Annotated in this window: 18 protein-coding genes; 5 read left to right on the top strand and 13 right to left on the bottom strand. The window is 47.0% G+C overall.

Features of this window, described 5'->3' with window-relative positions:
* Positions 1-45 precede the first annotated feature (45 nt).
* The 4 genes from QUA88_RS04120 to QUA88_RS04105 form a co-directional block, all read right to left on the bottom strand.
* Positions 46-990, bottom strand: a complete 945-nt coding sequence (locus QUA88_RS04120) for a GDP-L-fucose synthase (RefSeq protein WP_333270398.1) — start codon at positions 988-990, stop codon at positions 46-48.
* A 399-nt stretch (positions 991-1,389) separates the two neighbouring features.
* Positions 1,390-2,421 (bottom strand): GDP-mannose 4,6-dehydratase, encoded by a 1,032-nt coding sequence (gene gmd / locus QUA88_RS04115; protein WP_333213175.1) that lies wholly within the window; start codon positions 2,419-2,421, stop codon positions 1,390-1,392.
* A gap of 445 nt (positions 2,422-2,866) precedes the next feature.
* Positions 2,867-3,598, bottom strand: a complete 732-nt coding sequence (locus QUA88_RS04110) for a sugar transferase (protein ID WP_333054666.1) — start codon at positions 3,596-3,598, stop codon at positions 2,867-2,869.
* A gap of 243 nt (positions 3,599-3,841) precedes the next feature.
* Positions 3,842-5,008, bottom strand: a complete 1,167-nt coding sequence (locus tag QUA88_RS04105; protein ID WP_333054665.1) for a glycosyltransferase — start codon at positions 5,006-5,008, stop codon at positions 3,842-3,844.
* Positions 5,009-5,173: 165 nt separating this feature from the next.
* Between QUA88_RS04105 and QUA88_RS04100 the strand changes: the two genes are divergently transcribed.
* Both QUA88_RS04100 and QUA88_RS04095 read left to right on the top strand, forming a co-directional pair.
* Positions 5,174-5,341 carry a hypothetical protein gene (locus tag QUA88_RS04100; protein ID WP_333270395.1) on the top strand — a complete coding sequence of 56 codons (168 nt, stop codon included), beginning with the start codon at positions 5,174-5,176 and terminating at the stop codon, positions 5,339-5,341.
* Positions 5,342-5,433: 92 nt separating this feature from the next.
* Positions 5,434-7,503, top strand: a complete 2,070-nt coding sequence (locus QUA88_RS04095; protein WP_333270392.1) for an iron uptake porin — start codon at positions 5,434-5,436, stop codon at positions 7,501-7,503.
* A gap of 579 nt (positions 7,504-8,082) precedes the next feature.
* Here QUA88_RS04095 and QUA88_RS04090 read toward each other — a convergent pair.
* Positions 8,083-9,840, bottom strand: coding sequence for an NFACT RNA binding domain-containing protein (locus QUA88_RS04090; protein ID WP_333054662.1), 1,758 nt, complete (start codon positions 9,838-9,840; stop codon positions 8,083-8,085).
* Positions 9,841-10,276: 436 nt separating this feature from the next.
* Entirely contained in the window at positions 10,277-11,830 is a 1,554-nt protein-coding gene (locus QUA88_RS04085) for an NAD(P)/FAD-dependent oxidoreductase (protein ID WP_333270561.1), read from the bottom strand.
* A gap of 66 nt (positions 11,831-11,896) precedes the next feature.
* Here QUA88_RS04085 and QUA88_RS04080 point away from each other — a divergent pair, with 66 nt between their 5' ends.
* The gene (locus tag QUA88_RS04080) at positions 11,897-12,529 is read left to right on the top strand and encodes a hypothetical protein (protein ID WP_333054661.1); all 633 of its coding nucleotides are present in this window, start codon (positions 11,897-11,899) and stop codon (positions 12,527-12,529) included.
* Positions 12,530-12,680: 151 nt separating this feature from the next.
* Here QUA88_RS04080 and QUA88_RS04075 read toward each other — a convergent pair whose 3' ends face one another.
* On the bottom strand, positions 12,681-15,860 hold the full coding sequence (locus QUA88_RS04075; protein ID WP_333270389.1) for a tetratricopeptide repeat protein: 3,180 nt from the start codon (positions 15,858-15,860) through the stop codon (positions 12,681-12,683).
* Between the two features lie 182 nt (positions 15,861-16,042).
* On the opposite strand from QUA88_RS04075, the gene QUA88_RS04070 reads away from it, so the two are divergent.
* Positions 16,043-16,255, top strand: coding sequence for a hypothetical protein (locus QUA88_RS04070; RefSeq protein ID WP_333211771.1), 213 nt, complete (start codon positions 16,043-16,045; stop codon positions 16,253-16,255).
* A gap of 650 nt (positions 16,256-16,905) precedes the next feature.
* Here the strand turns inward: QUA88_RS04070 and QUA88_RS04065 are convergent.
* Positions 16,906-17,391, bottom strand: coding sequence for a hypothetical protein (locus tag QUA88_RS04065; protein WP_333232441.1), 486 nt, complete (start codon positions 17,389-17,391; stop codon positions 16,906-16,908).
* 210 nt (positions 17,392-17,601) lie between these two features.
* Here QUA88_RS04065 and QUA88_RS04060 point away from each other — a divergent pair, with 210 nt between their 5' ends.
* The gene (locus tag QUA88_RS04060) at positions 17,602-17,787 is read left to right on the top strand and encodes a ribbon-helix-helix domain-containing protein (RefSeq protein WP_333108585.1); all 186 of its coding nucleotides are present in this window, start codon (positions 17,602-17,604) and stop codon (positions 17,785-17,787) included.
* Positions 17,788-18,100: 313 nt separating this feature from the next.
* On the opposite strand, the gene QUA88_RS04055 is transcribed toward QUA88_RS04060, so the two are convergent.
* The 5 genes from QUA88_RS04055 to metK all read right to left on the bottom strand — a co-directional run bounded on the left by QUA88_RS04055 (position 18,101) and on the right by metK (position 25,811).
* Complete coding sequence (locus tag QUA88_RS04055; protein ID WP_333270385.1) at positions 18,101-19,897, bottom strand: HAMP domain-containing sensor histidine kinase; 1,797 nt, start codon at positions 19,895-19,897, stop codon at positions 18,101-18,103.
* Between the two features lie 396 nt (positions 19,898-20,293).
* A complete protein-coding gene (locus QUA88_RS04050; protein WP_333261019.1) occupies positions 20,294-20,551 on the bottom strand; it encodes a hypothetical protein in 258 nt (85 codons plus the stop codon).
* Between the two features lie 239 nt (positions 20,552-20,790).
* Positions 20,791-22,707, bottom strand: coding sequence for a HEAT repeat domain-containing protein (locus QUA88_RS04045; RefSeq protein WP_333270382.1), 1,917 nt, complete (start codon positions 22,705-22,707; stop codon positions 20,791-20,793).
* A gap of 461 nt (positions 22,708-23,168) precedes the next feature.
* Entirely contained in the window at positions 23,169-24,344 is a 1,176-nt protein-coding gene (locus QUA88_RS04040; RefSeq protein ID WP_333054653.1) for a family 10 glycosylhydrolase, read from the bottom strand.
* A 204-nt stretch (positions 24,345-24,548) separates the two neighbouring features.
* A complete protein-coding gene (metK, locus tag QUA88_RS04035; protein WP_333270379.1) occupies positions 24,549-25,811 on the bottom strand; it encodes a methionine adenosyltransferase in 1,263 nt (420 codons plus the stop codon).
* Between the last annotated feature and the right edge of the window lie 290 nt (positions 25,812-26,101).

The following is a 26,101-nucleotide window of genomic DNA, read 5'->3' as shown; positions in this document are numbered from 1 at the left end:
TTCCTAAAAAAACCCGGTTTCTTCAAGAAACCGGGTTTTTCACACTTACGCGGCGTGTTGTCGATACCAATCAATCGTATTTTTCAACCCTTCCTTAAACTTCACCTCCGCAACAAAACCAAACTTTTCCTTAGCCCTTTGCGTATCCAAACAGCGACGTGGCTGACCGTTCGGTTTGTCTGTTTCCCAAACAATTTCTCCCTCAAATCCCATCAATTCGCAAATGGTTTCCACTAAATCGCGAATTTTAACTTCGCTATTGGTTCCCAAATTAACCGGGTCAGATTCACTGTAATCTTGGGTGGCCATCACAATTCCCCGCGCGGCATCTGTGGAATACAAAAACTCGCGGCTAGGGCTGCCGTCGCCCCAAACTGGGAGTGTTTTGTCTCCCCTTTCTTGCGCTTCGTGGACTTTGCGAATTAATGCGGGGATGACGTGGGAACTTTTCGGGTCAAAGTTATCTTCCGGGCCGTACAGATTTACTGGTAGCAAGTATATACCGTTGAATCCGTACTGCTGGCGGTAGGATTGCAGTTGCACTAATAAAGCTTTTTTGGCAATTCCGTAAGGTGCGTTAGTTACCTCTGGATAGCCGTTCCACAGGTCATCTTCTTTGAAAGGAACTGGGGTGAAGTTGGGATAAGCGCAAATCGTGCCGACGCAGACAAATTTTTCGACTCCTGCTTCGTAGGCGGCGTGGATTAGTTGCACGCCCATCATCAAATTGTCATAAAATAATTCAGCGGGTTTGAGTTGGTTTAAGCCGATGCCGCCGACGTGGGCGGCGAGGTGAACGATCATATCTTGTTGGTCGGCGGCGCGCTTGCAGTTTTCCATGACGCGGAGGTCGCAGTCGCGCGATCGAGTTACCGAAACTTTATCAGCATCGGCCCCTGCTTTCACTAGCTGGTCGATTACCTGACGGCCCAAGAAACCGGCGCCGCCCGTGACTAGAATGCGTTTGTTGCTTAAATCCAAGCTGGTCATAATTTTAGCCTCGGGATTTTGAATAAAGGTCGATCGACAATTTCAATTCTAAAATTGTTGCTTTAGCAAAAAAAGCCTCCAGCTACAGGACGCGGTTGCCCACAAATCTGTTTTAGCTGCTGCTGATAGGGACTGGTCCGTGCACACCCGAAAGTTAGATTTATTAGTAGCGAGTCCTCAACTATCATTTTAATGTTTTTATTAGCCCGCACAGCCTAAAATTTTGCGAGCAATTAAGGGGGTTCTTTGAATGCCGATCTCGCTAATAGCTGTAACCATCCTCTGATCAGTTGTGAAGTGTTTGCAGGGGCTATCCCCCGGTGCGCGCCTTTCGCCAAAGGGGTAGACACGGGGCCCTACCCCTACAAATTGTTCGCACTGACGGCTTGGTTTAGCGACTTAATCAAATCCGTTGCCCGAACCTCGACCTTGCTCGTCTAAAGCTTTCATGTCAGCATCTACCATTAAATGCACTAACTCCTGAAAAGTTACAGAAGGTTCCCAATTTAATTGCTGGCGCGCCTTAGTCGAATCGCCTATCAACAGTTCGACTTCTGCCGGCCGCAAGTAGCGTTCGTCAAACTCCACATATTTTTGCCAATCTAAATTGACGTAAGTAAAAGCCAAATCGAGAAATTCCTTAATGGAATGGGTCTCATTGGTAGCAATGACATAATCGTCAGGTTTGTCTTGTTGCAGCATCAGCCACATCGCCCGCACGTAGTCTTTAGCATAGCCCCAATCCCGCTTAGAATCGAGATTGCCCAAGTAAATCTTTTTCTGCTTGCCGGCGACTATTCTGGCCACGGCGCGAGTAATTTTGCGAGTTACAAAAGTTTCGCCACGGCGCGGAGATTCGTGATTGAACAAGATGCCGTTGCAGGCAAAAAGTCCGTAAGATTCGCGATAATTTATTGTTTGCCAGTGACCGTAAACTTTGGCGCAGGCGTAAGGACTTCTGGGATAAAAAGGAGTTGTTTCCTTCTGCGGAACTTCCTGCACCAAACCAAACATTTCCGAAGAACCTGCTTGATAGAACCGCACTTCTATGCCCGTGCGGTGCTGATAGTCCCGAATTGCTTCTAGCAGCCGCAATACTCCCATCCCTACTGTGTCAACCGTATATTCCGGCGAGTCAAAACTGACTCGAACGTGAGATTGAGCGCCTAAGTTATAAATTTCTACCGGCTGAACTTCTTCCAATATCCGGCGGAGAGTGGTGCCGTCCGTCAAGTCGCCGTAGTGTAGAAACAGGCGCGCACCCTCGCTGTGGGGATCGACATAGATGTGGTCAATTCGATCGGTATTGAAACTAGAACTGCGCCGGATAATGCCGTGAACTTCATATCCTTTCTCTAACAGTAATTCGCTCAAGTAGGAGCCGTCTTGACCTGTAATACCTGTTATTAGCGCTCGCTTACGTTGCGTCATCTGATTTTCCTTTGACAGGCTGTGTTAATTTACAATAAATTTTTTGGCAGAGGCTGTTGCTCCCTGCCGGCCGTATTCTCAAACTGCTTTATAAAACTTACTCAAACTTAACTTTAGTTACCTAAAGCCAGTTGAAGTTTACTTCCTACGCTGTTGGGTAGTCGGCTATCCCAAGATAAGTAGGCTATCCCCCTTAAGCCAAAGGTTATAGAGTTAAGTTTAACACCTAAACCTAAAGTAGTCTATCTAGAATAACTGATATTTCTAGATGAATAAGAGGTAGGTTTATTTAAGTATTTGCCCCTTTAGTTAAGCTCACAATTCTGCGATCGGCATCTAGGAACTGTTTAGTTTTGACAAAGAGTTTGTCGCTGATTGTCAGTAGTCAGCATCAGTGGTCAGTAACAAATAAAACTAACTACCGATTGCTGACTGCGGACAAAAATTAATATGCGCCGTTATTTTTGGGAAAAATCACAACTCCAATTGTTTTGAAAACAATCCACATATCCATCCAAAGGTTTTTGTCATTTGCGTAATAGAGGTCGATTTGGACTCGGCGGGGATAGGGAATGTCGTTGCGACCGGACACTTGCCACAAGCCTGTAATTCCAGGTCTTATGGTGAGAATTTTGTTGATGTGATTGCCGTATCTCGGCAGTTCTTCTTCAACTAAAGGTCTGGGCCCGACGACGCTCATATCTCCTTTTAAAACATTCCAAAACTGGGGAAACTCGTCTAAACTGGTCATTCGTAAAAATCTTCCAATCCAGGTAATTCGAGGGTCTTGTTTCAGCTTGAAATTGTCCTCAAACTCTTGACGCAAATGCGGAGAATTTTCCATGATTTCCAGCAATATATCGTCCGCATTTTCCACCATCGTTCTGAATTTAAGGCAATAAAACCTTTTACGGTTTTTGCCTACTCGTTCCTGTACGTAAAAAATAGGACCGGGCGAGCTTAAGGCGATTAAGAAAGCCAAAAGCAGGTAAACCGGAGCAAACAGGATCAGAACCGATAAGGAAAACAGGATGTCAAATAACCGCTTGAAAAGTTCTCCGTCGAGGCTCTGTAGAGAACGACTTATGCGTCTATCTCCTTGCAGGACAGACCCAAAACCGCGTCTTGCGATCGCTCGAATTACCTTGCCGGAGATTAGTTGGCTGTCGGCAGTCATCTTACTCCTTCACTTCACACCACACACAGTCCTGATCATAAAGCCTCAAGACGCTTTGTTCTCTCAATTATGTTGCCAATACTCAATTTTCTGCCTTCAGAAGGCTTCAAAAGGCAGAAGGAAGAAGGAAGATGGCTTCAAAAGGCAGAAGGAAGAAGGCACAAGGCACTGATGCAGAGGTCTTCTGAAGGCACTTATACAAAGGCAGAAGGAAGATTGTCCCGCTATGGGGTTCTGGCACTCTCAAGCCCCAGACTCGGTAAAATCACGGGATTGAAATTCCTGATAGCAGCCTTCCACAAAAGCTAGATAGCGCTGCCCAAAGACATCGGGGGCAAAATGTTCAGCGCGCAACCTGCTGATTTCTGGCTCAAATTTGCCTTGCAACTGCTCAAATTCCTCGACAGCTTCGACTAATGATGCTGCGGTTTGGGAGGAAAAAAATAAACCAGTCCCTGTCTCTGGGTGTTGGCGAATGTCGAGCACTGTCTCCAAAGCGCCCCCTGCAGCATAGGAAATTACCGGTGTTCCGCAAGCTTGAGCCTCTACCAAAGCTATGCCAAAATCTTCGCAAGCTGCATAGACAAAGGCTTTCGCCTCTGCCATGTACTTTTCAACGATGGAGGCGGGCTGCCAGCCGAGCACTTGCACGTTGGGTTTGGCGATTTGCCGAATCATTTCTAATTCTGGCCCGGTGCCGATGACAATGAGAGTATGCCCGAGTTGATTGAATGCTTGGACGATCGCACTTACGTTTTTGTAACTTACCAACCGACAAACGGTGACGTAAAAGTCTTGTTTTTGCCGCATCAAGGAAAATCGCTCGATATTTACCGGGGGATAAATCACCTGGGCCCGCCGCCGATAGCATCGCCAAATTCGGCGCGCAGTGTGTTGAGAGTTAGCGATGAAATAATCAACGCGATTGGCGGAAATTACGTCCCACTGCCGCAGTCGATGCAACAAATATCGCGTCAGCAGCCCCTGGATACCCCGTCCGGCTTTGCTGCTACGCAAATAGTCAAAAGTTAAGTCCCAAGCGTAGCGCATGGGCGTGTGGCAGTAGCAGACGTGCATTTGCTGGGGACTGCTGAGGATGCCTTTGGCGACGGCATGGGATGAGGAGAGGATGATGTCGTATTCTCGCAGATCTAGTTGTTCGATCGCGATCGGCAGAAACGGCAAATATTTTTGGACGCCGCTGCGGGCATTGGGAAACTGCTGCAAAAAAGTTGTGCCAATCTGTCGCCCGAAAAGATAGCTTTCGGGATTGGCTGATTCAAAGTCGATGAGGGCATAGATATCTGCCTCGTCTACGTGTTTGAGGATTTCCTGTACTACGAGTTCTGAACCGCCAGTAGCTAAGGGCGTCAACCATTCGTGAACTAGGGCGTATTTGAGTTGTTTCACTTGTATTTGTAGCCGATCAAATGATTTGTTAGCGCCAGTGCTGTCAATATTAGTCTTACTGAGGGATCACTTACGCAATATCCCGCCATCAACCAGGTTTCTATGTACGTATCTTCCAACTGAGATGTTGCACCATTCTCAATTACTTGTTTAGGAACAGGCAAGATGCCTGTTCCACAAGAAAATTCACTCTTTGTGGAACAGGCAAGATGCCTGTTCTTGAGAATGGTGCAAGATGTGAGTCAAACCAAGGATTTTGGGAATAAACGGGGTTTTTGTGAAATCAGCCACAGCAAAACAGGACTCTCCGGCAGTGATTTCCCCGATTGTTGACAAGAAATACTATTAGGCAGAATATTGAAGGTGATTTGCTGGCGCCTAAATCTTCGGAACGGGCGATCGGCCGTAATGTGGTGTGAGGAAAAATGTCCAAATTTTTGTGGAAGGGACTTTTAATTAGTCCCGCTGTATTGGCAGCAAGTTTAGTCGTATCTTCGACGGCGCTAGCAGCAGAGAAACCTGTAGAAATTGCCACCACAGATCAAGCTCATCAATTGCCATTAGCAGGTGCTGCAACCGAGGCGGCAAAGTCTGAGACGGCAAAGCCTGAGACAGCCGAACCAGCGTCGCTAGCGAGCAAATCGACTGTTGAAACTATTGAGAAAGAAAGTGCGAACCTCTACGAGGGCTTCACTAACGATTTGATCGCCCCAGTTGTCGAACAAGCAAAAACACCGGAAGTTGCAGCAGATTTAGGCGAAACCAAACCCGCAGTCGCGCCCGCAAACTTAAGTTTTGAACAACCTGTCGCGGAGCAAATCCCCGCAGTCGCGCCCGCAAACTTAAGCGAAACGCAATCCGCCACTACACCGGCTAATTTAAGCGCCCAAGAGCAGATTTCCCAATCGACTGAGCCAAGTGCCCAACCTCAAGCACAGTCAAATGTTTTAGAACAAATCAACCAATACAGCGCCGAAGACAGTAGCAGCGAAAATGCGGCCGGCCAAGTAACCTCTGTTTCGCAACTTTCCGACGTTCGGCCAACCGATTGGGCATTCCAAGCTTTGCAATCCCTAGTAGAGCGCTACGGCTGTATAGCTGGCTATCCTGACGGCACTTTTCGCGGCAACCGGGCGATGACTCGCTACGAGTTTGCAGCAGGTTTAAATGCGTGTTTGGATAAAGTTAGCGAGCTGATTCAAGGCGGTTCCAGAAGTCTGGCGACGCGAGAAGATTTGGCTTCTGTGCAAAGGTTGCAAGAAGAATTTGCGGCGGAATTGGCAACTTTGCGCGGCCGCGTCGATGCTTTGGAAGCGCGCGCCTCTGAATTAGAAGCAAATCAGTTTTCAACTACGACTAAACTCAACGGCGAAGTGATATTTGGTTTGGCCGGTATCGCCAGGGGAGATGATGCCGAGGGTCGCGAAGCCGATCGAACCACGGCTTTTGGTAGCAGGGTTCGTATCAATTTCGACACGAGTTTCTCAGGAGAAGATTTGCTGAGAACTCGATTACAAGTTTTAAATTTGGGTGCGTTTTCTACGGAAAATACGAAAACTGCTGAAGGGGAATTGCGGTTTAATGTCGGGCCTTTTGGCGAGGCTAACAATATAGTAGCTTTAGATGCGCTGCTTTACCAATTCCCTCTAGGCAAAAGCACGACTGTAATTCTCGAAGCTAATGCCGGCGCTGCTGATGATTTTGTTAACACTGTCAACCCTTACTTTGACGGAGACGGCAGCTACGGCGCTCTTTCTAACTTCGGTACTCGCAACCCAATTTACTATTTGCTTGGTGGTTCTGGCATCGCTCTGCGGCATCAGTTTGGGGAAAAATTAGAGGTTAGTTTGGGGTATTTGACCGGCGACCCCGCGAACCCGACGCGGGGTAACGGTTTGTTCAACGGTTCTTACGGCGGTTTGGCTCAGTTGACTTTCAAACCGAGCGACAGCATGGCTTTAGGTTTAACTTACGTTAATTCCTACAACTTAATTACCAATACCGGCAGCAATGCTTCTAATTTTCCGCAGCGTCTCGGTTCCTTCGGGTTCGACAGCGATAGCAATGTGCCAGTTTCTAGCAATTCCTACGGCGCGCAAGCTTCGTGGCAGTTGAACCGGAGATTTGCAATTGGCGGTTGGGCTGGTTACACTAATCAGCGCATTTTATCCAACTTGGGTACTCCTACGGGTTCTGTGCAGCGGGGCGATCAAAAAATTTGGAACTGGGCAGTTACTTTGGCTTTTCCCGATTTGTTGAAAGAAGGAAATGTGGCGGGGATTGTTGTAGGTATGGAGCCGCGGGTGACGAGTTCTACTAATCGGACTTTGCCGGAAGATAAGGATACTTCGCTGCACCTTGAAGGTTTCTATCAGTTTAAGTTGAGCGATAATATTTCTATCACTCCTGGTCTGATTTGGCTGACTGCTCCTGACCACAATAAGAATAATTCTGATTTGGTGATTGGGGTTGTCAGAACGACGTTTACTTTCTAGGAGCAGCCCACATCGATTTTAGATTTTAGATTTTAGATTTTAGATTGGCGGTTTTAATCTAAAATCTAAAATCGCAAATCTAAAATTGTCTGAGTTGGGGTTTAGGGTTTAAACAGAAACGACCAGCTTTAGCAAAAGCTGGTCTGCACAAATAGTTAAATCCGTTGTGTTCCCACAGTGTTGTTCTCACAGTGAGGAAACCCAAGTTGCACGTTTCTTTGCAAAGGGTTCTAACAGAAACATCATCTCTCTTAAGGGGTATTATAACAACAAAATTTAATTTTCTGTAATAAAACTTTACATTACAGGCGAATATAAATTCTGATATCGTTTCCGGTTGCATCGGAATGATTTAACCGCAGAGGGCGCAGAGAACGCAGAGGGAGAGAATACAGAGATGAATAATTCCGATGCTACCGGATTTGATATTAGGGGACGATCGCCCTTGGGGTCACTTTGTATAATTAAGCCTAGGTTCAACAACCCGGTTCCTGCGTAGGTTTATCGGTTCCAAACCGTTTATTTTGCCTAAAAACGAGGTTTCGATTGCCGATCGACCCTTCACACACTTTGTATAAATCAAGCCGGGGCTTGCTGCGGTCTACCCCAGACAATTCGCTCCTGCTTGTATACAACCATACCCGGTTTAGCACCTTTCGGCTTGTATACATATTTCGGTTCTGTATAAACTACGGGGACTTGTTCGCTGTGGCGCGCGCGACTGTAGTAAGCAGTCATGTCGGCGGCAAATTGCAAATCGGTTTCTTCAGCAACTGTACCGGGTTTGAGACGCAGCAAGGCGTGGCTTCCGGGAATCTCTAGGGTGTGGAACCATAAGTCGTAGTCGTTGGCGGTGCGAAAAGTGAGTTGGTCGTTTTGGCGGTTGTTGCGCCCGATTAATAATTCAAAGCCGCTGGGGGTTTGGTAGCGGTGAAATTCGATCGCAGCATTTTTGTCCGTACTGCGGTAATCTGGTACGTCTAGATATTTTTGCTGGATTAGTTCTTCGCGGATTTCGGCGAGGGTTTGCAAATCTTGGGTGTTGCGGTAGGTTTCCAATACCGAAAGTGCGGCTTCAACTTGTTCTAAATAGTCGATTTCTTCCTGTACGGCGGCTAACAAAGGTTCTACTGCAATGCGAGCTCTTTTAAGTTTTTGGTGTTTTTTGTAGAGGGCTTGAGCGTTTTGAACGGCGTTTTTTTCCGGGTTTAAGGAAATGATCACTGGTTTCTCGGTTTCAAAGTCGGGGAGAGAAATCGATTTCATTCCCGGTTCCCAATGCTGCAAATTGGCCATCAGCAAATCGGCTTGGGATTTGTGGGTGTCGGCGTCTGCTGATTGCTGTAAACGTTCTTTAAATGTGTTGGCTTTTAGGCGCAGTTTGGCTAGGACGTTGTTGAGTTTTTGGGTAAGCTGATGCCGCAGTTGCGCGAATACTTCTTGATTGATTTCGCCTGTGTAGTAGCTGTTAAGTAATTCTTGAACCGAAGAAGAATCAGAGGGCGGGCACGGGGGCACCGCCCCTACATTGTGATTTTCTGGTGTCGGCCAATCGATGACGGTGTAGCCTTCGGGGGTAAAACTTGGGTGAAATTTGGAGTTTTCTAGGCATTGCAGCCAGTATAGCCAGCGTTGGAATAGTTGCTGCCAGTCGTCGGGATTGAGGCTGTCGGTGGATTGTTCGGGGTCTAAAGAAGCCGATCGAATCATTGACAAAACTAAGGCTTTACTCATCCCTCGGTAATTCTTCAACAGATTGCCCTTTAATTGTCCGGGAACCAGGCTAATTCGTGATTGCCAGCGGTTTTGAGATTCGCTCAGACTCGGCACTGCATCGGTCAAAGACGGGGGCATTTCGTAGGGTTGCCCGGTTTGGATGGGACGGACGGTGGACTGTTTGGCGCTGACTTGGTGGGCGCAGGTGACAACGAGGTTATCTTGGGCGGTGAGGATGACGTTGCTGTATTTGCCCATGATTTCGGCGTACAGGTGCCAGAGGGCTGGTTCGCCGGGGCGTTTGGCGAATTGCAAGTCGATGACTCTTTCCCAGGAGGAAACAGGGGCGATGGAAACTAAGGCTAAACCGCTGAGTTGGTGCCGCAGTTGTTCGCTGAAGGTGAAGGTATCGGGAATGCGGGGCGGGGGGTCGCCGACGCAGATGCGGGCGGCCACAGGATGCCAGGAAAGGTCAATCCAGCCGCGCCCTTTCATGGTGCGGAGGGCTAGGGACACGGTAAATCGATCGCGCTGGTAGACTTGTTCTAAGCGCGCTGGCAGCCATTGGGCTCGCAGTTCGCTGCAAGCTGCGGTTAAAGTTGTAAAGTCTACGGGTTGCACGGTGGCCTCTTTGCGATCGAACTATCTATTTCTATGCTGACAGATATCGGTCACATTTTACTAACTAAATCAAATTATTGTTTACTCTTGGGTTCGCATCCTTCGCTATGAAAGCCCTTCAATAATTACGTTAACAAATAATATCAAATCCCGTAGCATCGTCCTGTATTCATCTCTATATTCTCTCCCTCTGCGTTCTCTGCGCCCTCTGTGGTTAAATCATTCCGATGCAACCGGAAACGATATAACTAATAACTAATAGACATCTCCTAAAAAGCAGGTTTTGAACAGGCACAGTGCCTGTTCCACAATAATTATGGGAGATGTTTAATAAACTGTTGTGCATCTAATTTGACAGTAAATTTTTCTACAATTCCTGTGGGACGGGCATCCTGCCCGTCTCTGTATTCAATTTAGATGCGTAGCAGCTTAACAACTAATTAATAACTTCCCGAATCAATTCTAAATGTTTGTCCAAAGGTGCGATCGTATTGGCGGCGATCGCACCGCTAGCAGCAACAGCCGGCAAACCAATTCCCGGAAACGTCGAATCTCCGCAGCAAAACAACCCCGGTAAAGGCGTTCTCGGCCCGGGAAACAAGCCACTACCCGCCCGAATTCCGGGTCCGTAGGAACCGCGATGGCGGCGCAAAAACCGTTCGTGGGTTAGGGGTGTGCCAACTAAGGTGACTTCGCAGCGCGATCGAATATCGGGCACAATTCTTTCTAAGGCTTCCCACATTACCTCGGCGCGCGCTTGTTTTTGCAGTTTGTATTCTTGGCTGCTGCGATCGAGCTTTTGCCACAAATCGTAAGGCTCGTTTCCGGGGGTATATGCGTGAATGACGTGCTTTCCCGGAGGCGCGAGGTGGGGGTCGAGGAGGGAGGGAATCGAGACGAGAACGACGTTCTGAGGAGCCGCAACGCCCATTTCCCAGTCTTTGACGAAGATGTAGTGACAAGCCAAGTCCGATCGCACTCCGGCAGCATCAATTCCCAGATGCAGGTGCATGAAGCTGTCGCACTCTGGCGTCGCCTGCCTCTGTTGCCGAAACCTTTGCGGGACAGAGGTTTCAGGCAACAGTTTCAGGGTATCCCAAACGGAAGCGTTGGAGACGACGGCTTTGTGCGATCGAATTATTTTGCCCGATCGCAGCCGCACGCCCGCAGCCCGGTTGTTTTCCACCAAAACTTCTGCAACGTGGGAATTTAGCAGCAACTGCCCTCCGTGGCGCTCTAAACCGCGTACCAGGGCATTTACCAAAGCTGCACTACCGCCGATCGGATAGTCCAAAACTGCATTGGGGCGATACCAGTCGGCGAACATGAAAGCGACTTCGGCTGCGATCGTTCCGTCGGCGGGAAGTCCAGACAGCAGGAAACACAACAAATTCAGCCAATTTCTGACAAAGGGATCTTTGACATTTTTGTCCATAATTTTGCTGAAAGGGCCTGCAAGTGCGATCGCGTCGCCAGCACTTTGCAGGAAAGCCGGCGCAAATTGGCCGAGGGTAAAAACAGCGCCTAAATCGAAGCGCAAAGCCAGGGAGGGCAAGGCTGTGGCAGCTTTGGCGTAGGGTTCCATGATGCGCTGGAGTTGCCGCCATTCGGCGACTGCTTCGGCGCCGCGCAGTTGTGCGAGCACTTCGCCAAATTGACTCGCGCCTACGGATGTGTCGAAATCGCCTTCTGGCAAACAGCAACCCCAGGTATCGTAGGTGATGCAGGGGAGTTTTTCGCCGATCGCATCCAAAACTTGCCGCAGCGGATTGGCAGACGGGCTGTAGGATAATCCTGAGTACAGGGAGGGCCCGGAGTCGAAGCGAAATCCGTCGCGTTCAAAACCGTGGGCGGCCCCGCCCGCGATCGAATGGCTTTCGCAAACGACAACATCAAAGCCATAGCGGGCAAGCATTGCAGCGCAAGTCAAGCCGCCGATTCCGCTGCCGATGACGATGATTTCTGTGTCTGTGGGGGCGATCGCAACCATGTTTTTCTCCGCTACTTCAGCTAATATTATCTCTGTTACCAACAATAAAACTGGTTTGTATATTAAATGGAAAACATATCAATTCTAGAACAAGCCGCTAAATCTAATTCTAAACCATCTCCCGACGCCGTAGTCGCCGCCCTCCTAGAAGCTGAGAAAAACGCGAAAAAAAATAAAATTCGCTATTCTTTCGAGCAATTAATCGGCAACTGGCAACTCTGCTTTATCACCGGCACGAAAAAGACTCGACAAAAAGCGGGGATTGTGTTGGGTGCCGGACGTTACATCCCTGAGTGGATTGCGAAAATTCAAATTGCTTATTCGGCCCAAGCTGTGGCTGAAGGGGAAGCGCCTAGCGAAACCGGCAGGGTGGAGAATTCGGTGCAAGTTGGGGCGATCGCACTAACTCTTTCCGGGCCGACTAAGTTTTTGGTTAATAAAAATATTTTAGCTTTTGATTTTACCAGAATTACCGTGAAATTGTTGGGTAAAACTGTGTATCAAGGATTTATTCGCGGTGGAGAAGCGCGGGAGGCGGAATTTTTTAGTTTGAGTGTGGGGAAGCAGGCATTTTTTGCATATTTTCTGGTAGAAGATGGGATAATTGCGGCTAGGGGAAGGGGCGGCGGCTTGGCTTTGTGGGGGCTTGTAGGGGCGGGTTCACCAACAATTTATAATTCCAACCAACAATCTACATAAACCCGCCCCACCCAACGACAGAATGCGATCGCGTGCAATTCAACGAATATTATCAGGTGCGCCGCTATGAAATTGTCCATTTCTCATTTGGGATTTTTAATAGCGAAACACCCTAAAGCTACTGTAAACTATCAATTGTCAGCTTCTATAACTACCGCGCATCCCCAATTAAAATAAACGGCGACCAATAAAACGGATGCCGCTCAATTTGACTCAACTTAGCTTGCCGCAAAGCATCATTTTTACTCATCCCTTTATTGATATTTTGATAAAATTCAACCATCAAATCTTTAGTAGCGGAATCATCAACACTCCACAAACTCGCCATCACAGCTTGCGCGCCGGCACGCTCAAATATATAGGCCATTCCCGATATTTCTTCACCGTTGGAATTCGCTTGTATGGCAGTTTCACAAGCACTTAAAGTGATGAGTCTGGTGTTTTGCAATCCTAATAAGGCGGCATCGCGAATATTGAATTGACTGTCAGCAAACAGCAATGTATTTTCCTCCATGCCCAAATTTTGACAGCCTCCCGGTTGGAAACAGCCGTGAGTTGCGAGGTGTAAAAAGGGAAAGCGGGGCGCTTGAGTTTTGAATCGATCGAGGGTGGCGTCATTGCCGATATAAGCTGAACTTCCTGACAATAATTGAGCGATATTTCTGACTTCTGCTTCGGAACCGGGTAAATTTTGGGGTGGACGAGGGACGGGATTTCCTAATGCTAAGACTCCACCTTTTGAAGTTGAATCGGGAATTGTTCTGGTGGAAATGCGGGTGAGATAGTTGACGGGATATTTCTGGATGAGGAATTCATTTGTTTGTTTGTCATACAGGGTTTCAAAGGGGATGTAGCGTAGTTTTTCCGTGGCGATGATGCTCAATTGTTTGGGGGAAATAGCTTTAATTTGGTCTTCGATCGGACGAATCAGGATTTCGTAAAGTTTGCTGCCTGTTACGGTGAAGTTTGTTTCGCCAATATCTTGCACTTCTTTGCGGTATTGAGTGAGGAGATTGTCGAATTCTTCGGGAGCGATCGGAACTTTTTTAACACTTAAACTGTCTTTTGTCAAGACAAATAGGGCGACGGTATTGGGGACACCTGAGATATTTGTCAGCAAGACGGGTTGAATGACAGCGGTATCTGGCGCGATATTTGCTTTCAGTTGGGCGATGTCTTTGGGTGTGGTTTCAAATAGTTCGGCGACTTCTGGGAAACTGCGGGAAATTTGTTCTGCTTGGCGGTTGACTTCTGTTTCTAATTCTCGCATTTGTCGGGAGAGATTTTCGGAGAAATTGTCTTCGAGTTGGCGGCGAAGCGTTTGGAGTTGTTGATTTTTTTGATTCCACTCGTCAATGGCTTTTTGTGCTTCGGGGTTGGCAACTTTGGCGTCAATTAAGCGGGTGTAGTCGGCGAGATCGGCTGTGGTGGCGATGTTGATCCATTGAAAAGCGCGATCGGGTTGGTTTTGATCGATGAGGATGTCAACAAGTGCAACGGCGCTTCCTCTTTCACCTTCTAAAAACTTTTGGCGGTTTTCTCGCTGTAAACCCTTTCGTATTTTTAAGGTAATTTGGACAGATTGCTGAAAATTTTCGATCGCTTGAGTTGGTTGCATCGTATCTTGATAAACTGCACCAATATTACTCAAAATAGTAGCTTCCATCATTCGATCGCCCACTTCCCGTTTAATTAGTAAAGCTTGGTTATAGTATTTTAATGCTTCTTCTGGTTGTCCAATACTGTGGTACACTCCACCAATATTATTCAATGTAGTAGCTTCCCCCGCACGATCGTCCACTTCCCGTTTAATTGGTAAAGCTTGGTTATAGTATTTCAATGCTGATTGCGGTTGTCCAATTCTGAGGTACACTCTACCTATATTATTCAATGTAGTAGATTCCCCATTGCGATCGCCAACTTGCAGCAGAATTGGTACGGCTTGGTTATAGTATTTTAACGCTTCCTGTGGTTGTCCAATGTTGGCGTATACTGCACCAATATTATTCAATGTAGTAGCTTCCCCCGCACGATCGTTCACTTCCCGTTTAATTGGTAAAGCTTGGTTATAGTATTTCAATGCTGATTGCGGTTGTCCAATGCTGAGGTACACTCCACCTATATTATTCAATGTAGTAGCTTCTATCATCCGATCGCCCACTTCCTGCAGAATTGGTAAAGCTTGGTTATAGTATTTCAATGCTGATTGCGGTTGTCCAATGTTGGCGTACACTCCACCTATATTATTCAAAGTACGAGCTTCTATCATCCGATCGCCCACAGCCTGCAAAATTGGTAAAGCTTGGTTATAGTATTTTAATGCTTCTTCTGGTTGTCCAATGCTGAGGTACACTCCACCTATATTATTCAAAGTACGAGCTTCCCCATTGCGATCGCCCACCTCCTGCCAAATAGGTAAAGATCGGTTATAGTATTTTAATGCTGATTGCGGTTCTCCAATGGTGCTGTATACTCCACCAATATTAGTCAAAGTAGTAGCTTCCCCCTTGCGATCGCCCACTGACTGCCTAATTGGTAAAATTTGGTTATAGTATTTTAATGCTGATTGCGGCTGTCCAATACTGTGGTACACTAAACCCATATTATTCAAAGTAGTAGCTTCCCCCGCGCGATCGCCCATTTTCCGCCAGATTGGTAAAGCTTGGTTATAGTATTTCAATGCTTCTTGCGGTTGTCCAATACTGTGGTAGGTTCCACCAATATTACTCAAAGTAACAGCTTCGCCGTTGCGATCGCCCACTTGCCGCCAGATTGGTAAAGCTTGGTTAAAATATTTCAACGCTGATTGCGGTTGCGAGATCGTTTTGTACACTGTACCAATATTAGTCAAAGTACGAGCTTCAATCGCCCGATAGTTTACTGCCCACAAAATTGCGAAAGCTTGCTTCAAGTATTTCAATGCTTCTTGCAGTTGTCCAATGCTTTTGTAAAGTTCACCAATATTATTCAAAGTAATAGCTTCCGAGTTGAGATCGCCCACTTCCCACCAAATTGATAAAGCTTGTTTGTAGTATTTCAATGCTTCTTGCACTTGTCCTATACCGGCGTACATTGCACCAATATTATTGAGTGCTAGAGCTTCATGTTGTCTCTCTTTAAATTGTCGTGCAGTGGCTAAAACCTGCTGCCATGTTTCTATTGCTTGTTGCGGTTGCTGTTGCCTTGCTTGCTCTATGAGTTGCTTTAATTTTTCAAGCTGTGAATTTTGAGTTTGCGCCCAACTCGGTTGCACCATCACCGGCAGAGTCAGAGGAGTCATACACACACCCAAAACCAAAACACTGCTAATAATTCGTTTCATTCTTTTCATGATTCACCACTGACGATTAATAGAATACGCATCTGAATTTGGACTTAGGCGTATTATACTTTTACTTGCTGTTTTTGAATGCTTCGATCCGAGCAAAATAATTATAATTAAATAACTAAGTCGCTGTTATGTCAATTCATATTATTCAGAAGCTGTATTCATAAAAGTCATGATTTAAAGCTATGAGGTTCATCAGTCTGAAGTTATTTTTCAATTTTCGCAATAATTTCATCTATTTCAGCAAAGACTTTAGTCAATTCTTTAGCTTTTTCAAGCGTTCGACCAACGGTGATGGCAAGAATTCCAACGGTTCGTCAAAATCATCAGAAATTGTAATTAGTCCTTTGTCGCTGCCAAATCTGCTGTATTTAGGTGAGTATTATTCAATTTTATAGACAGTTTTTTGTTATATTCCTGGTTTGATATCTTTGATTTTACTTTGTTTAGATTGCATTCTTTGTCTGAGATAAATTGCCGATATTAGGTCAGACCAAGTAAAATTTTCAGGCAGTCGATCGATTAAGTTGCGGACTTCTTATTGAAGATTGATGGTTTCCATCGGTTTTAGTAAAGAGAGTTTGCTTTTTAATTGTAGTAGAAGCGAACTAGGAGCGATCGGGCTTTTTGCAAAAGTCTGGCTCCTCCCGCAGTCTGGCAGGGAATTAATTCCCTGCCTCATAGCGAAAGTCCTCGCTTCCGAGGACTGCAAGATCGATCGAGAATGATGCAAGGTATGAATTGAAACAGACAGAAATTACGCGCTCCCACCAAAGAAACCGGGTTTTTATCGAATCTGCCGACTGCAACGAATATGGTCGTAAAAAACCCGGTTTCTAGCCCCCCGCGCACAAATCTTAACTCTCCTCTTCAGTCCTCGGAAGCGAGGACTTTCGCTATGAGGCGGGGGTTTTTAACCCCCGACGGACTTAATGCGGAGTCGCTACAATTGTCACCGTCATTTTTGTTGATTAGAGCTCTCCAGAAAAGCCAGTCTTGAACAGGCTTTCCGGCCTGTTCCACAATAATTATTGGAGAGGTATATTGATTAGGTGCGATCGCACATAACAACTTCAAACACACCCCCTGGAATAAACCGACACAAAGCCCTCCGCCGATCGTCCGCATCTTGGCGGTTGACAAAACGCGCAATTGTATAGTGCTCAGCATTCGGTAAAATTCGGACGATCGCCCAAGAATTGCGATCGCCCCCCTTTGACTTTTCAGGTGTTTTCCCTCGCGAATTAGAGTTGAGTTCGATCGCGGGGCGATCGGCGATCGTCGGAGAATTTGCTTTTCTGAGAGTGTTGAGGTAGCGGGCGATCGTACTACCTTTGAGATTCGCCCCGACGCGCAGAATCAGAAACACCGCAAAGCTTTCGAGCTCTGGCCCAGTCATGCGCGCGCGATCGGCCTCAAAATCCTCATCAGAGTAGCTGCGGATACCCGACAGCAGTTGCGTGATGCCAAAATCATTCAAAGCTTGTTGATAGCCGCGGGTATATTCGCTGCCGTCGCTCACAGGCTTTACCATAGTAATTGTCTCCTTTTATGTGGATTGTCTCCTTGTATTTGGGGAACCATCAGCCAGCGCGGGCCCTGCAAAAGTTCAGCGCTGGCTTTTGACTCTCTAAGAATATAGCGCATCATGCAGCACATTGCAACATATTGCTGCATATTCTACCAAATTGTCTAAAATACTCGACAATGACGATCGGCTTAAATAAGAAACAATTAACCTCTAATGTCTAAACGCATATCAACCTCCATAGGAGAAGGAATTTATGACCTACTTCAAGAGTGGGCAAATGAGGAACGCCGTTCAATCAGCGGCTTGTCAGCATTCATTTTGGAACAAGCTGTGAGGGAACGCCAAAAACAAATGCAAAAACAGTCCCCACCATCCGATGAGAAGCAGGAGAAGAGTTGAGTGGAGGCATCAAAGCCAAAGAAACCGGGTTTTTTGCGGTTTTTGCCGGCTGTAACGAAGTATTTGGCAAAAAAACCCGGTTTCTGACCACCCGTGCGTCCAGAACTATATGAAATTTATCGGCATAGACTTAGGTTTGAGTTCAGCAGCAAGGGGTTTGTGCTATTTGAATTGGCAAAATAACCAATTAGAATTAATAAAGTGCGATCGCCCCCACTGACAAGACTAAAACATTTCGATATAAAGCCAGAGGTTTGAAACATACATTTTCGCCCCTCTGCCTACCCCCTAAATCTCTCGCCCAAAAATTACATCACCCGTTTCCTGCTGGTATCCGCACAGTGAAAATAGACCCTTTTCCCGCTTCGCTTTCTACCAAAATTTCCCCGCCCATCATCTGACAGTAGTAGCGGCTAAGTGTCAGCCCCAATCCGGCGCCGTCGTAAGGTCGCGCTGCTGAAGAGTCAGCTTGCACAAAAGCTTCAAACAATTTGTGCTGTTGTTCTTCCGACATTCCAATTCCGGTATCTTTAACCGATAAACAAATCCAATCGGTGTCTTGAACATTCGGCAGGGGACAAGCGATCGCCCCAGAAGGAATTTCATCGGCAGCCATTGAATCGTCAATCGCCTCACGCCCTGCTGCATTCAATTTTCCACTTCCTGCAATGCGCTTCACAGTCACTTTCACCCTACCGTTTTTGGTGAACTTCGCAGCATTACTAAGCAGATGTATCAAAACCTGGCGCACTTTTTTGAAATCTGCGTGCATTATGCCCACAGTTCGATCGCACTCAATCTCCAAAACATTGCCATTTTTCTCTACCAACGGTTTCGCGGCACTCGCAACATTATCAACCAGGGATTCGATGTCAAACTCCTGGATTTCGAGTTTCATACTCCCCGCTTCAATTTTTGACAAATCAAGGATATCGTTAATCAAAGATAGCAGATGCGCGCCTGCTTTTTCAATCTTCTGCAAGTCGGGTACAAACTCATCAAATCCCGCATCCTGGGCATCTTCTGAAAGTAGTTGACTGTAGCCAATAATCGCATTTAAAGGCGTCCGCAATTCGTGGCTCATATTTGCTAAAAACTGGCTTTTAGCAGTGTTAGCTGCGACGGCGACTTCTTTAGCTTGTTCTAATTCTTTTGTATGTCCCGAAACCCGCTCGATTAGGTGATTGAGAGAGGCCGCCAGAGAGCCGATTTCGCCTTGTCCGGTGACGGGTGCTCGCAAGTCAAAATTTGACTCAGCGGCTACTTGTTGGGCCACCTGAGTAACGCTGATCATAGGTTGAGCGATCGCCCGACTCGTCCGGTAAGCCACCATTCCAGCCACCACAACCGACAGCAGCATACTAAAAATAATTATGGCTTTTTCCATGCCTTGGGCGTCTTCCATCACTTCACCGCCTTGGCCCTCTTGCTGCTGGGCAATATCGAGGATTTTGCTCAATTCCTCAAGGCTGCTGTTGAGCTGTTTTACACCTTCTCCGCTTTCGATTGCGAGCAATTTTCTGACCGACTCTATCTCCCCAGGCGATAGTTGCGATTGCTGGATTTTCTGCAAAGTTGACTTGAGAGTATCGGCGTAGGATTCTAAATTTTTAGTGCAATCTTGCACTAAAAACTTGAGAACTTCCGGCTTTGCTGCCAGCCAAGCGGGTTGGCTGTCGGCAAAATTTTCTATACGCAACCGCAGATTTTTTGCCTTAACAATACTCTTAACCAACTGTTCTTCTTGCTGTTTTAGCTTGACCGAATTATCTACAAAAGAATCTAGCTGTGAACCCTGCAATTGAGCCGCCAGCGCTGCATCTTTAAAATTGCCTAGCAATTGCGCTTGTAGGTGAGCATCGTTGAATTGCTTTAATCCTTGTCCTTGGTAGTAATCGGCAATCACCAGTCCGCTCAGCGAACCCAAAAATCCGATTCCTATTGCCAGCAAATACCCGTACCCAATTTTTTTATGGATAGGCAAACTGCCAATTTTAGATGGCAAACTTTGGCTGACTTTTAAGGATAATTTATCCACAAATTCCTGGTTGAATTTTGTTTTGCTGACTGTTTCGACAGAAGCCGCTTCTCCCGAAATAAAAACTGGCATCTGTTTACCTAAATTGGTATTATTTTGGTTAACCTTTCGCGTTTTCACGTTTTTATTCGACGGGTTAAATGGTTCTAAGTCTGAATTCAATTCCCCCTGGTTTTCACAAACTGCAACCGATAAACTTGCTTCGTGTCCTGTTTTTTTTAGCAAGTTAATTTTTGACATATGCAACCCCTGTCTTCTGTTAAAATTTACCACGCTCTTAAATTCTCCAAACGGAAAAGCTTGTCTATTTTCTAGTAGACATCTGCGAAAAAGTATCTAAAACTCTTGTCGAGTCCGAGGATAAACTTAAATTCGGTTGATGTCTGATAGATAATTAGGCTGTTGATGGCTGTTGCCAAATTACTTTTTCGACTTGTAAAAGTCTGCAGCAGGCAAAATAGATAAAAATTAATCCCGGCAGTGAATTATCCCCGCGTGGAATGTTACAGGCAGAAAATTGTTTCTGACCTGTTTTGCCTGTGATTCGCCCAAAGCTGATATTGTCTGTTGACAATGCACCCGATTCCTCAGCTTTGGAGTTTTGCTGCCAGCAATGCGACGATTGCTTGACGGTTTTTGTTGAGCATCCGACGACTTTTTAGCACAGAATGTCACAAATGCAGCAGCCGATCGAACTTTTGCACCCTGGCGATCGACTTTTGGCATCGTTGCCCCGCAAAGACAAGTCTGAGGCGAAGTCTCGTTAGTAGAGTATAACTTTAGGGCTCGCGAAAAGAAACCCGGTTTCTGCGAGTCAATCGATGGCGCGATTTTAGATTTTAGATTTTAGATTTTAGATTTGAAGCATTGACCCGACGGATAAATACGTTCGGCAAGTTTTATCGGATACAGGTTTTTTATTTCTGGATGGATGAATCCGGGGTTTGTATCCTGAATGCTTTCTGTCAATTTTTGGCGATTGCGAGTTCTGCTGTTACGGTAGTCAATTCGATCGCCAGTGCTAGCTTACCGTCTCTACCCAAAGCTTCATCGGCCAAGTGTACCATCCAGCGATTCGGCTTGGCTTGGGGTCTGGCGGCGAGCACCAACGCCCAAGCTTCCCGTTCTTTGCCACGACCCAACAGCGCAGCACAAACAATCAAAGCTGCGGCAGTTGAACGGCTGATCCCACTTTGGCAGCAGATCAGCAAACTGCCTCCCGGCGACGACATTTTGAGGGCGAAGTCAATAATTTTCAGTACATCCTCAAGGGTAGGCAAGATTTGATCGGGGTCGTCAACGGGGGTGTCGAGGTCGTTAAACTCCAGGCACATTCGGTTCGGGATTTGATCGAAAGTTTTGGGTTCGGGGACGCCTGGACTGCCGATCGAGATCAAGTATTTAATCTCGCGTCGCGCTTGGCGCTCAACAATGTATTCGCTGGCTTCTGCTTGCGAAGCAATCAGGATTTTTGGCAGTTTTTCACCCGACAAATCCGGGGAAACAGAGGGATCAAAATCAACTGTTTCTGCCTCAGTGCTGACATCCGCCAAGTATTGGGCAGCCCGGGCACGAACGTCAGCAAATTCGCGATTTAAAGCTGTTTCCAGAGCAACAATAGCAGCCGTGGAGCCAATGTGACCGAGGGATTTAACAGCCTTTTGGCGCACTCCAGAATTTTCGTCCCCCAGCAGCCGCACCAAACCTGCCACAGCTTCCTCTGTCCCAATTTCCCCCAAAGCAGCAGCAACTCTCCACCGCACATAAGATTCGCTGTCGCCAATTGCGCTCGCCAGTCCCGCGACCACCATTTTTGGCAATTTCGCATCTCCCTCTGTATTGATGTTCCCAAGGGCAACCGCCGCCCTGCCGCGCACGAAAATATCTCGATCCCAGAGCGACCCGATTACGGCCACCATAGCCACCTCGCTGCTGATTTCTCCCAAGGCAGAAACTGCACTGCCCCGCACGTCTGAGTCGTCATGGTTGAGGGCTTGCACCAGTCCCGCCACAGCCGTTTCCGTGCCGATTTGTCCCAAGGCCTCGGCGGCCCTCAAAGAAACTGCATAGGAGTCGGGATCATCGTGAAGCAATTCTACTAAGCCGGGTACTGCTTCAGAATCGCCGATTTTCCCCAAAGCCGCCGCCGCCCTAGCGCGGACGATGTGATTTTCGTCTCTGAGGGCATTCAGCAGGCCGGGAACTACCTCAGAGACGCCGATTTTCCCGCAGTTGACTGCTGCCCGCCAGCGCACTTCGGAGTCTGGGTGTTTGAGGGCTTTCAGCAGCGCGGGGACGGCTATTTTCGGGTTAATTTTGCCCAAGGCCCAAACAGCCCAGGCGCGCACCCCGGAGTCTGGGTGTTTGATGGCTTTGAGCAGTGCTACGGCGGCTGGTTTCGAGTCAATTTCTCCTAAAGCCCAAGCGGCCCAAGCTTGGATTTGGGAATCTTTGGATGCGAGCGATCGGGCTAATTCAATTACTGCTGCTTCGGAGCCGATTTTCCCGATCGCCCGAATCCCCTCCAGGCGCACTGCACTTTCTTTGTGGTTCAATGCGGCCACCAGTATCGGGATTGCCATATCCGAACTTGTGAGGGCCAGCAGTTGAATTTTGAGTAGGGGCGAAGTGGGGATTTTGTCGATTAATTTTATGGTGGCTATTTGAAATTCTGGCTTTACCGTTCCTGCTAGCTTTGAGCCGAGTTTTAAATTTACTTTTAGAGCTAATTTTACTGCCCGCAACGCCAGACTTTGCTGTTCTACTTGCGGCAATATAGTCGCCAAGGTGTGCATCCCTTGTTTTTGTTTCAAATATTTTTGATGGAATTGAGCATCGCTGAGCTCGGGTAGCTGTTGGATGAGGCTTGCTGCTGAGGTCACTGATTTATCCTAATATTTTGGCGAGCGGTTGAGATTGCTCTTTTAAACTGTCTGTATAAAAAAATATGGCGTCTACAAAACGCTACTTCAAAAAAAAAGCTTGCACCACTTCTAAAATATGTCTCATTCCCCTATTTTTGCAACTCCCCAATTATTAATTATCGGGTTTGTTTGGGCGATCGGCTTGACAATTAGTAGCGCTTGCTGCTTGGCATTGCTGTGCTATTAACGGGCATAGCTCTGCTAAATCATTTTATACTCACATCTTGCACCATTGTCAGCAACAGGCAAGATGCCTGTTCCACAATAAAATTCACTTTTTGGGGAACAGGCATCTTGCTTGTTAATCAAAGCTTATTGAGAATGCTGCAACATCTTATTTTATACCAACTTGGTTTGAAATAGCGATCGGCGCGGTTGACTGCAGCCAACCGGAAACAGCTTGATTGCGGGACAATCTCTCAACGAGCATAGGGCCCTTTTTTCAAAACCTTAGCCAAAGCGTTATCGTTATCTCGCAAACCTTCGTAAAAAAACATCACTTCTCCTTGAATCCCGCAAGAGCGGTTGTAAGCAATTACTTGCAACAACAGTTCGGGAGTTATGCTATATTTGCTGCCTCGATTCGTCAACAAAATACCGGGCGACACGCACTTTACTTGCTGCCCGCTAAGCTGTCCCGACATCATTTTATCGACCAATTGTTTGTAAGCATTAAAATCGCGACGATAAAACTGCGGGTGAAGCAGATCCACCAAATTTTTGTCAACCCAAGCTTTAGAATCTTGCAAATATTCCACCAGTCCCCAATCATAAGGACTCGGCGACATCGATAGCAACAAATCAGGATTAATCGCTTTCACTTCTCGGTGTAAACGAGCCACAAACTCAGTAATAATATTAGCGCGCCACTGCAGCCAATGTTGCTCTTTACAATCCGACGGCGCTGCTTTACCGCACTCTTCTAGATAGCGTTTAACCGTTTTTTCGTCGTAACCGCCTTCTACCGGAAACGCAATGCGATCGTCTCCTTGAACGCCGTTTACCGGATAATTCTTAGCAACTTCCAGCATCAACCCCAGCACAAAGTCTTGCACTTCCGCGTCAAGAGAATTCATCCAGTCAAAGTTATTTTTTTTAAGTAAATTGCCGCTGGCATCACGGGCAATCCACTCAGGTTTTTTCGCCAGCAAATGACCGCCATTGCGATTGTAAGAACTCACAAATCCGTATTCAAAACAAGGAATTACTTTTAAGCCAACTCTCTTTGCCTCAACACATATTTCTGCTAAGGGGTCGCGACCTTGATAGCGCGAGTCAATTTCCACCCCAAAGTTTTCTCGCATTATCTGAGAAGGATAAGCCGTATAACCCTGGTTCCAAATTATAGGAAAAACGGTATTAAATCCCGTATCGGCGAGAAAGTCCATTGCCTCAGCAATTCGCTCTTTTGATGTGAGAACTTTGCAGTCAGTGGTGGGTATCCAAACGCCGCGAATTCCACCATGATTGTTAGTCGCAAATGAACTTGGCAGCGTTGCTGGATTTGGTGCAGAAAATCCAGTCGTCGCCAACCGCTGTTGGAATGAAGAGACCAAACTGCGAATTGCAGATTGGAAAGGTGTGAAAAATCGCATTTATTTATTCTTTTTTTTTTGTAAGGTGCGGAGTACGCACGCTACGTTATTAATTTGTAGCACCCGATATTATTTATGGATAAGATGCGCCGAAGCACCGCCTATATTATTTTTGAATAAGGTGCGGAGTACGCACCCTATATTGATTGGTAGCACCCGATATTATTTATGGATAAGGTGCGCTGCGCGCACCCCAACATTGTACTATCCAGCGACAGCAGATAACTGCTGGCTCAAAGCTTCTTTCAAAAGTTCGGCCTTATCAGTTTGTTCCCAAGGCAAATCTAAGTCAGTGCGCCCGAAGTGACCGTAAGCCGCCACATCTTGATAGAAACGGCCGCCTCTTTCAGCAGGCAAATTCTGCAAGTTAAATGCCTGAATGATTCCCGCAGGACGCAGTTCAAAATGCTGCTTCACAACTTCTAAAAGGCGATCGTCATCAACTTTCCCAGTGCCAAAAGTTTCGATCATCATGCTAACAGGCCGCGCAACGCCGATCGCATAACTCAACTGCACTTCGCACTTTTGGGCCAAACCAGCCGCTACGATATTTTTAGCAACGTAGCGACAAGCATAAGCCGCGCTGCGGTCTACCTTGGTGGGGTCTTTCCCAGAAAAAGCGCCGCCGCCGTGGCGGGAATAGCCGCCGTAGGTATCCACAATAATTTTGCGGCCCGTCAAACCCGAATCTCCTTGAGGCCCGCCGACGACAAATTTGCCGGTGGGGTTGACAAGGAAGCGAGTTTCTGCATCCGGCTGCACGCTAATATCGGCAAACACGGGTTGGACGACTGCAGTCCAAAGGTCTTCTTTGATTTTGGCTTGAACTGCGGCCGTTTCTGTGATGTCGCCGATCGTTTCGGTGTGCTGGGTAGAAATTAAAATCGTATCTATGCCAACAGGTTTGCCGTCCTCGTAAATCACCGTAACTTGGCTTTTGCCGTCGGGACGCAGGTAAGATAACTGACCGGTTTTGCGGACTGCGGCCAGTTGACGGCAAATCCGGTGCGCTAAACTGATCGGCAGAGGCATCAATTCCGGCGTTTCGTTGCAAGCAAAGCCGAACATCAAGCCTTGGTCGCCAGCGCCGATGGCGTCTAATTCCTCTTCACTCGATTGTTCCCGGCTTTCGTGGGCTGTGTTCACCCCTTGAGCAATATCGGGAGACTGAGAATCAAGAGCCACTAACACTGAGCAACTATTGGCCGAAAAGCCGTTGTCAGCGTGGATGTAGCCAATATCGGCTATTTTTTTCCGGGCTAATTCTATGTAATTTACCTGAGCTTTAGTGGTAATTTCGCCCGTCAGCAGCATTAAGCCAGTGTTGACGACAACTTCTGCTGCGACGCGGCTTTTGGGGTCTTCGGTCAGTAAGGCATCTAAAATCGTATCGGAAATTTGATCGCAGATTTTATCGGGATGCCCTTCAGTGACCGATTCAGAGGTAAACAGGTAGCGGCGTGACAATGATTATTTCTCCTTAGATAGGGGCTCTTCCTGCGCGACCTCGACGACCAACGAGTTATTTTTCAGGTAAAGGCCAAGAAAGATCGCGTCTGGGCTACCGTCGAATTTTTGTCGGTCTGCAGAGCCGTGTTGAAGCAGGGTTTGAGATTGGGTAAAGTGACACTACTATAGCAAAGTGAGTTCCGGGAAGTCCCTAAAAACTTAGATTTTTTAGGATTGTCGATCGATCTTGGACACCGCTCGTCTCCCCCCTAACCTGACAAAGGTTGATGCACAGTAAGATACAGTCA

Origin of the sequence: Microcoleus sp. D3_18_C2 (assembly GCF_036702395.1) — a bacterium.
In the GTDB taxonomy this organism is placed as follows: domain Bacteria; phylum Cyanobacteriota; class Cyanobacteriia; order Cyanobacteriales; family Microcoleaceae; genus Microcoleus.
Note: the sequence above shows the minus strand (reverse complement) of the source record. Positions and strands in the feature narration are given on the sequence as shown.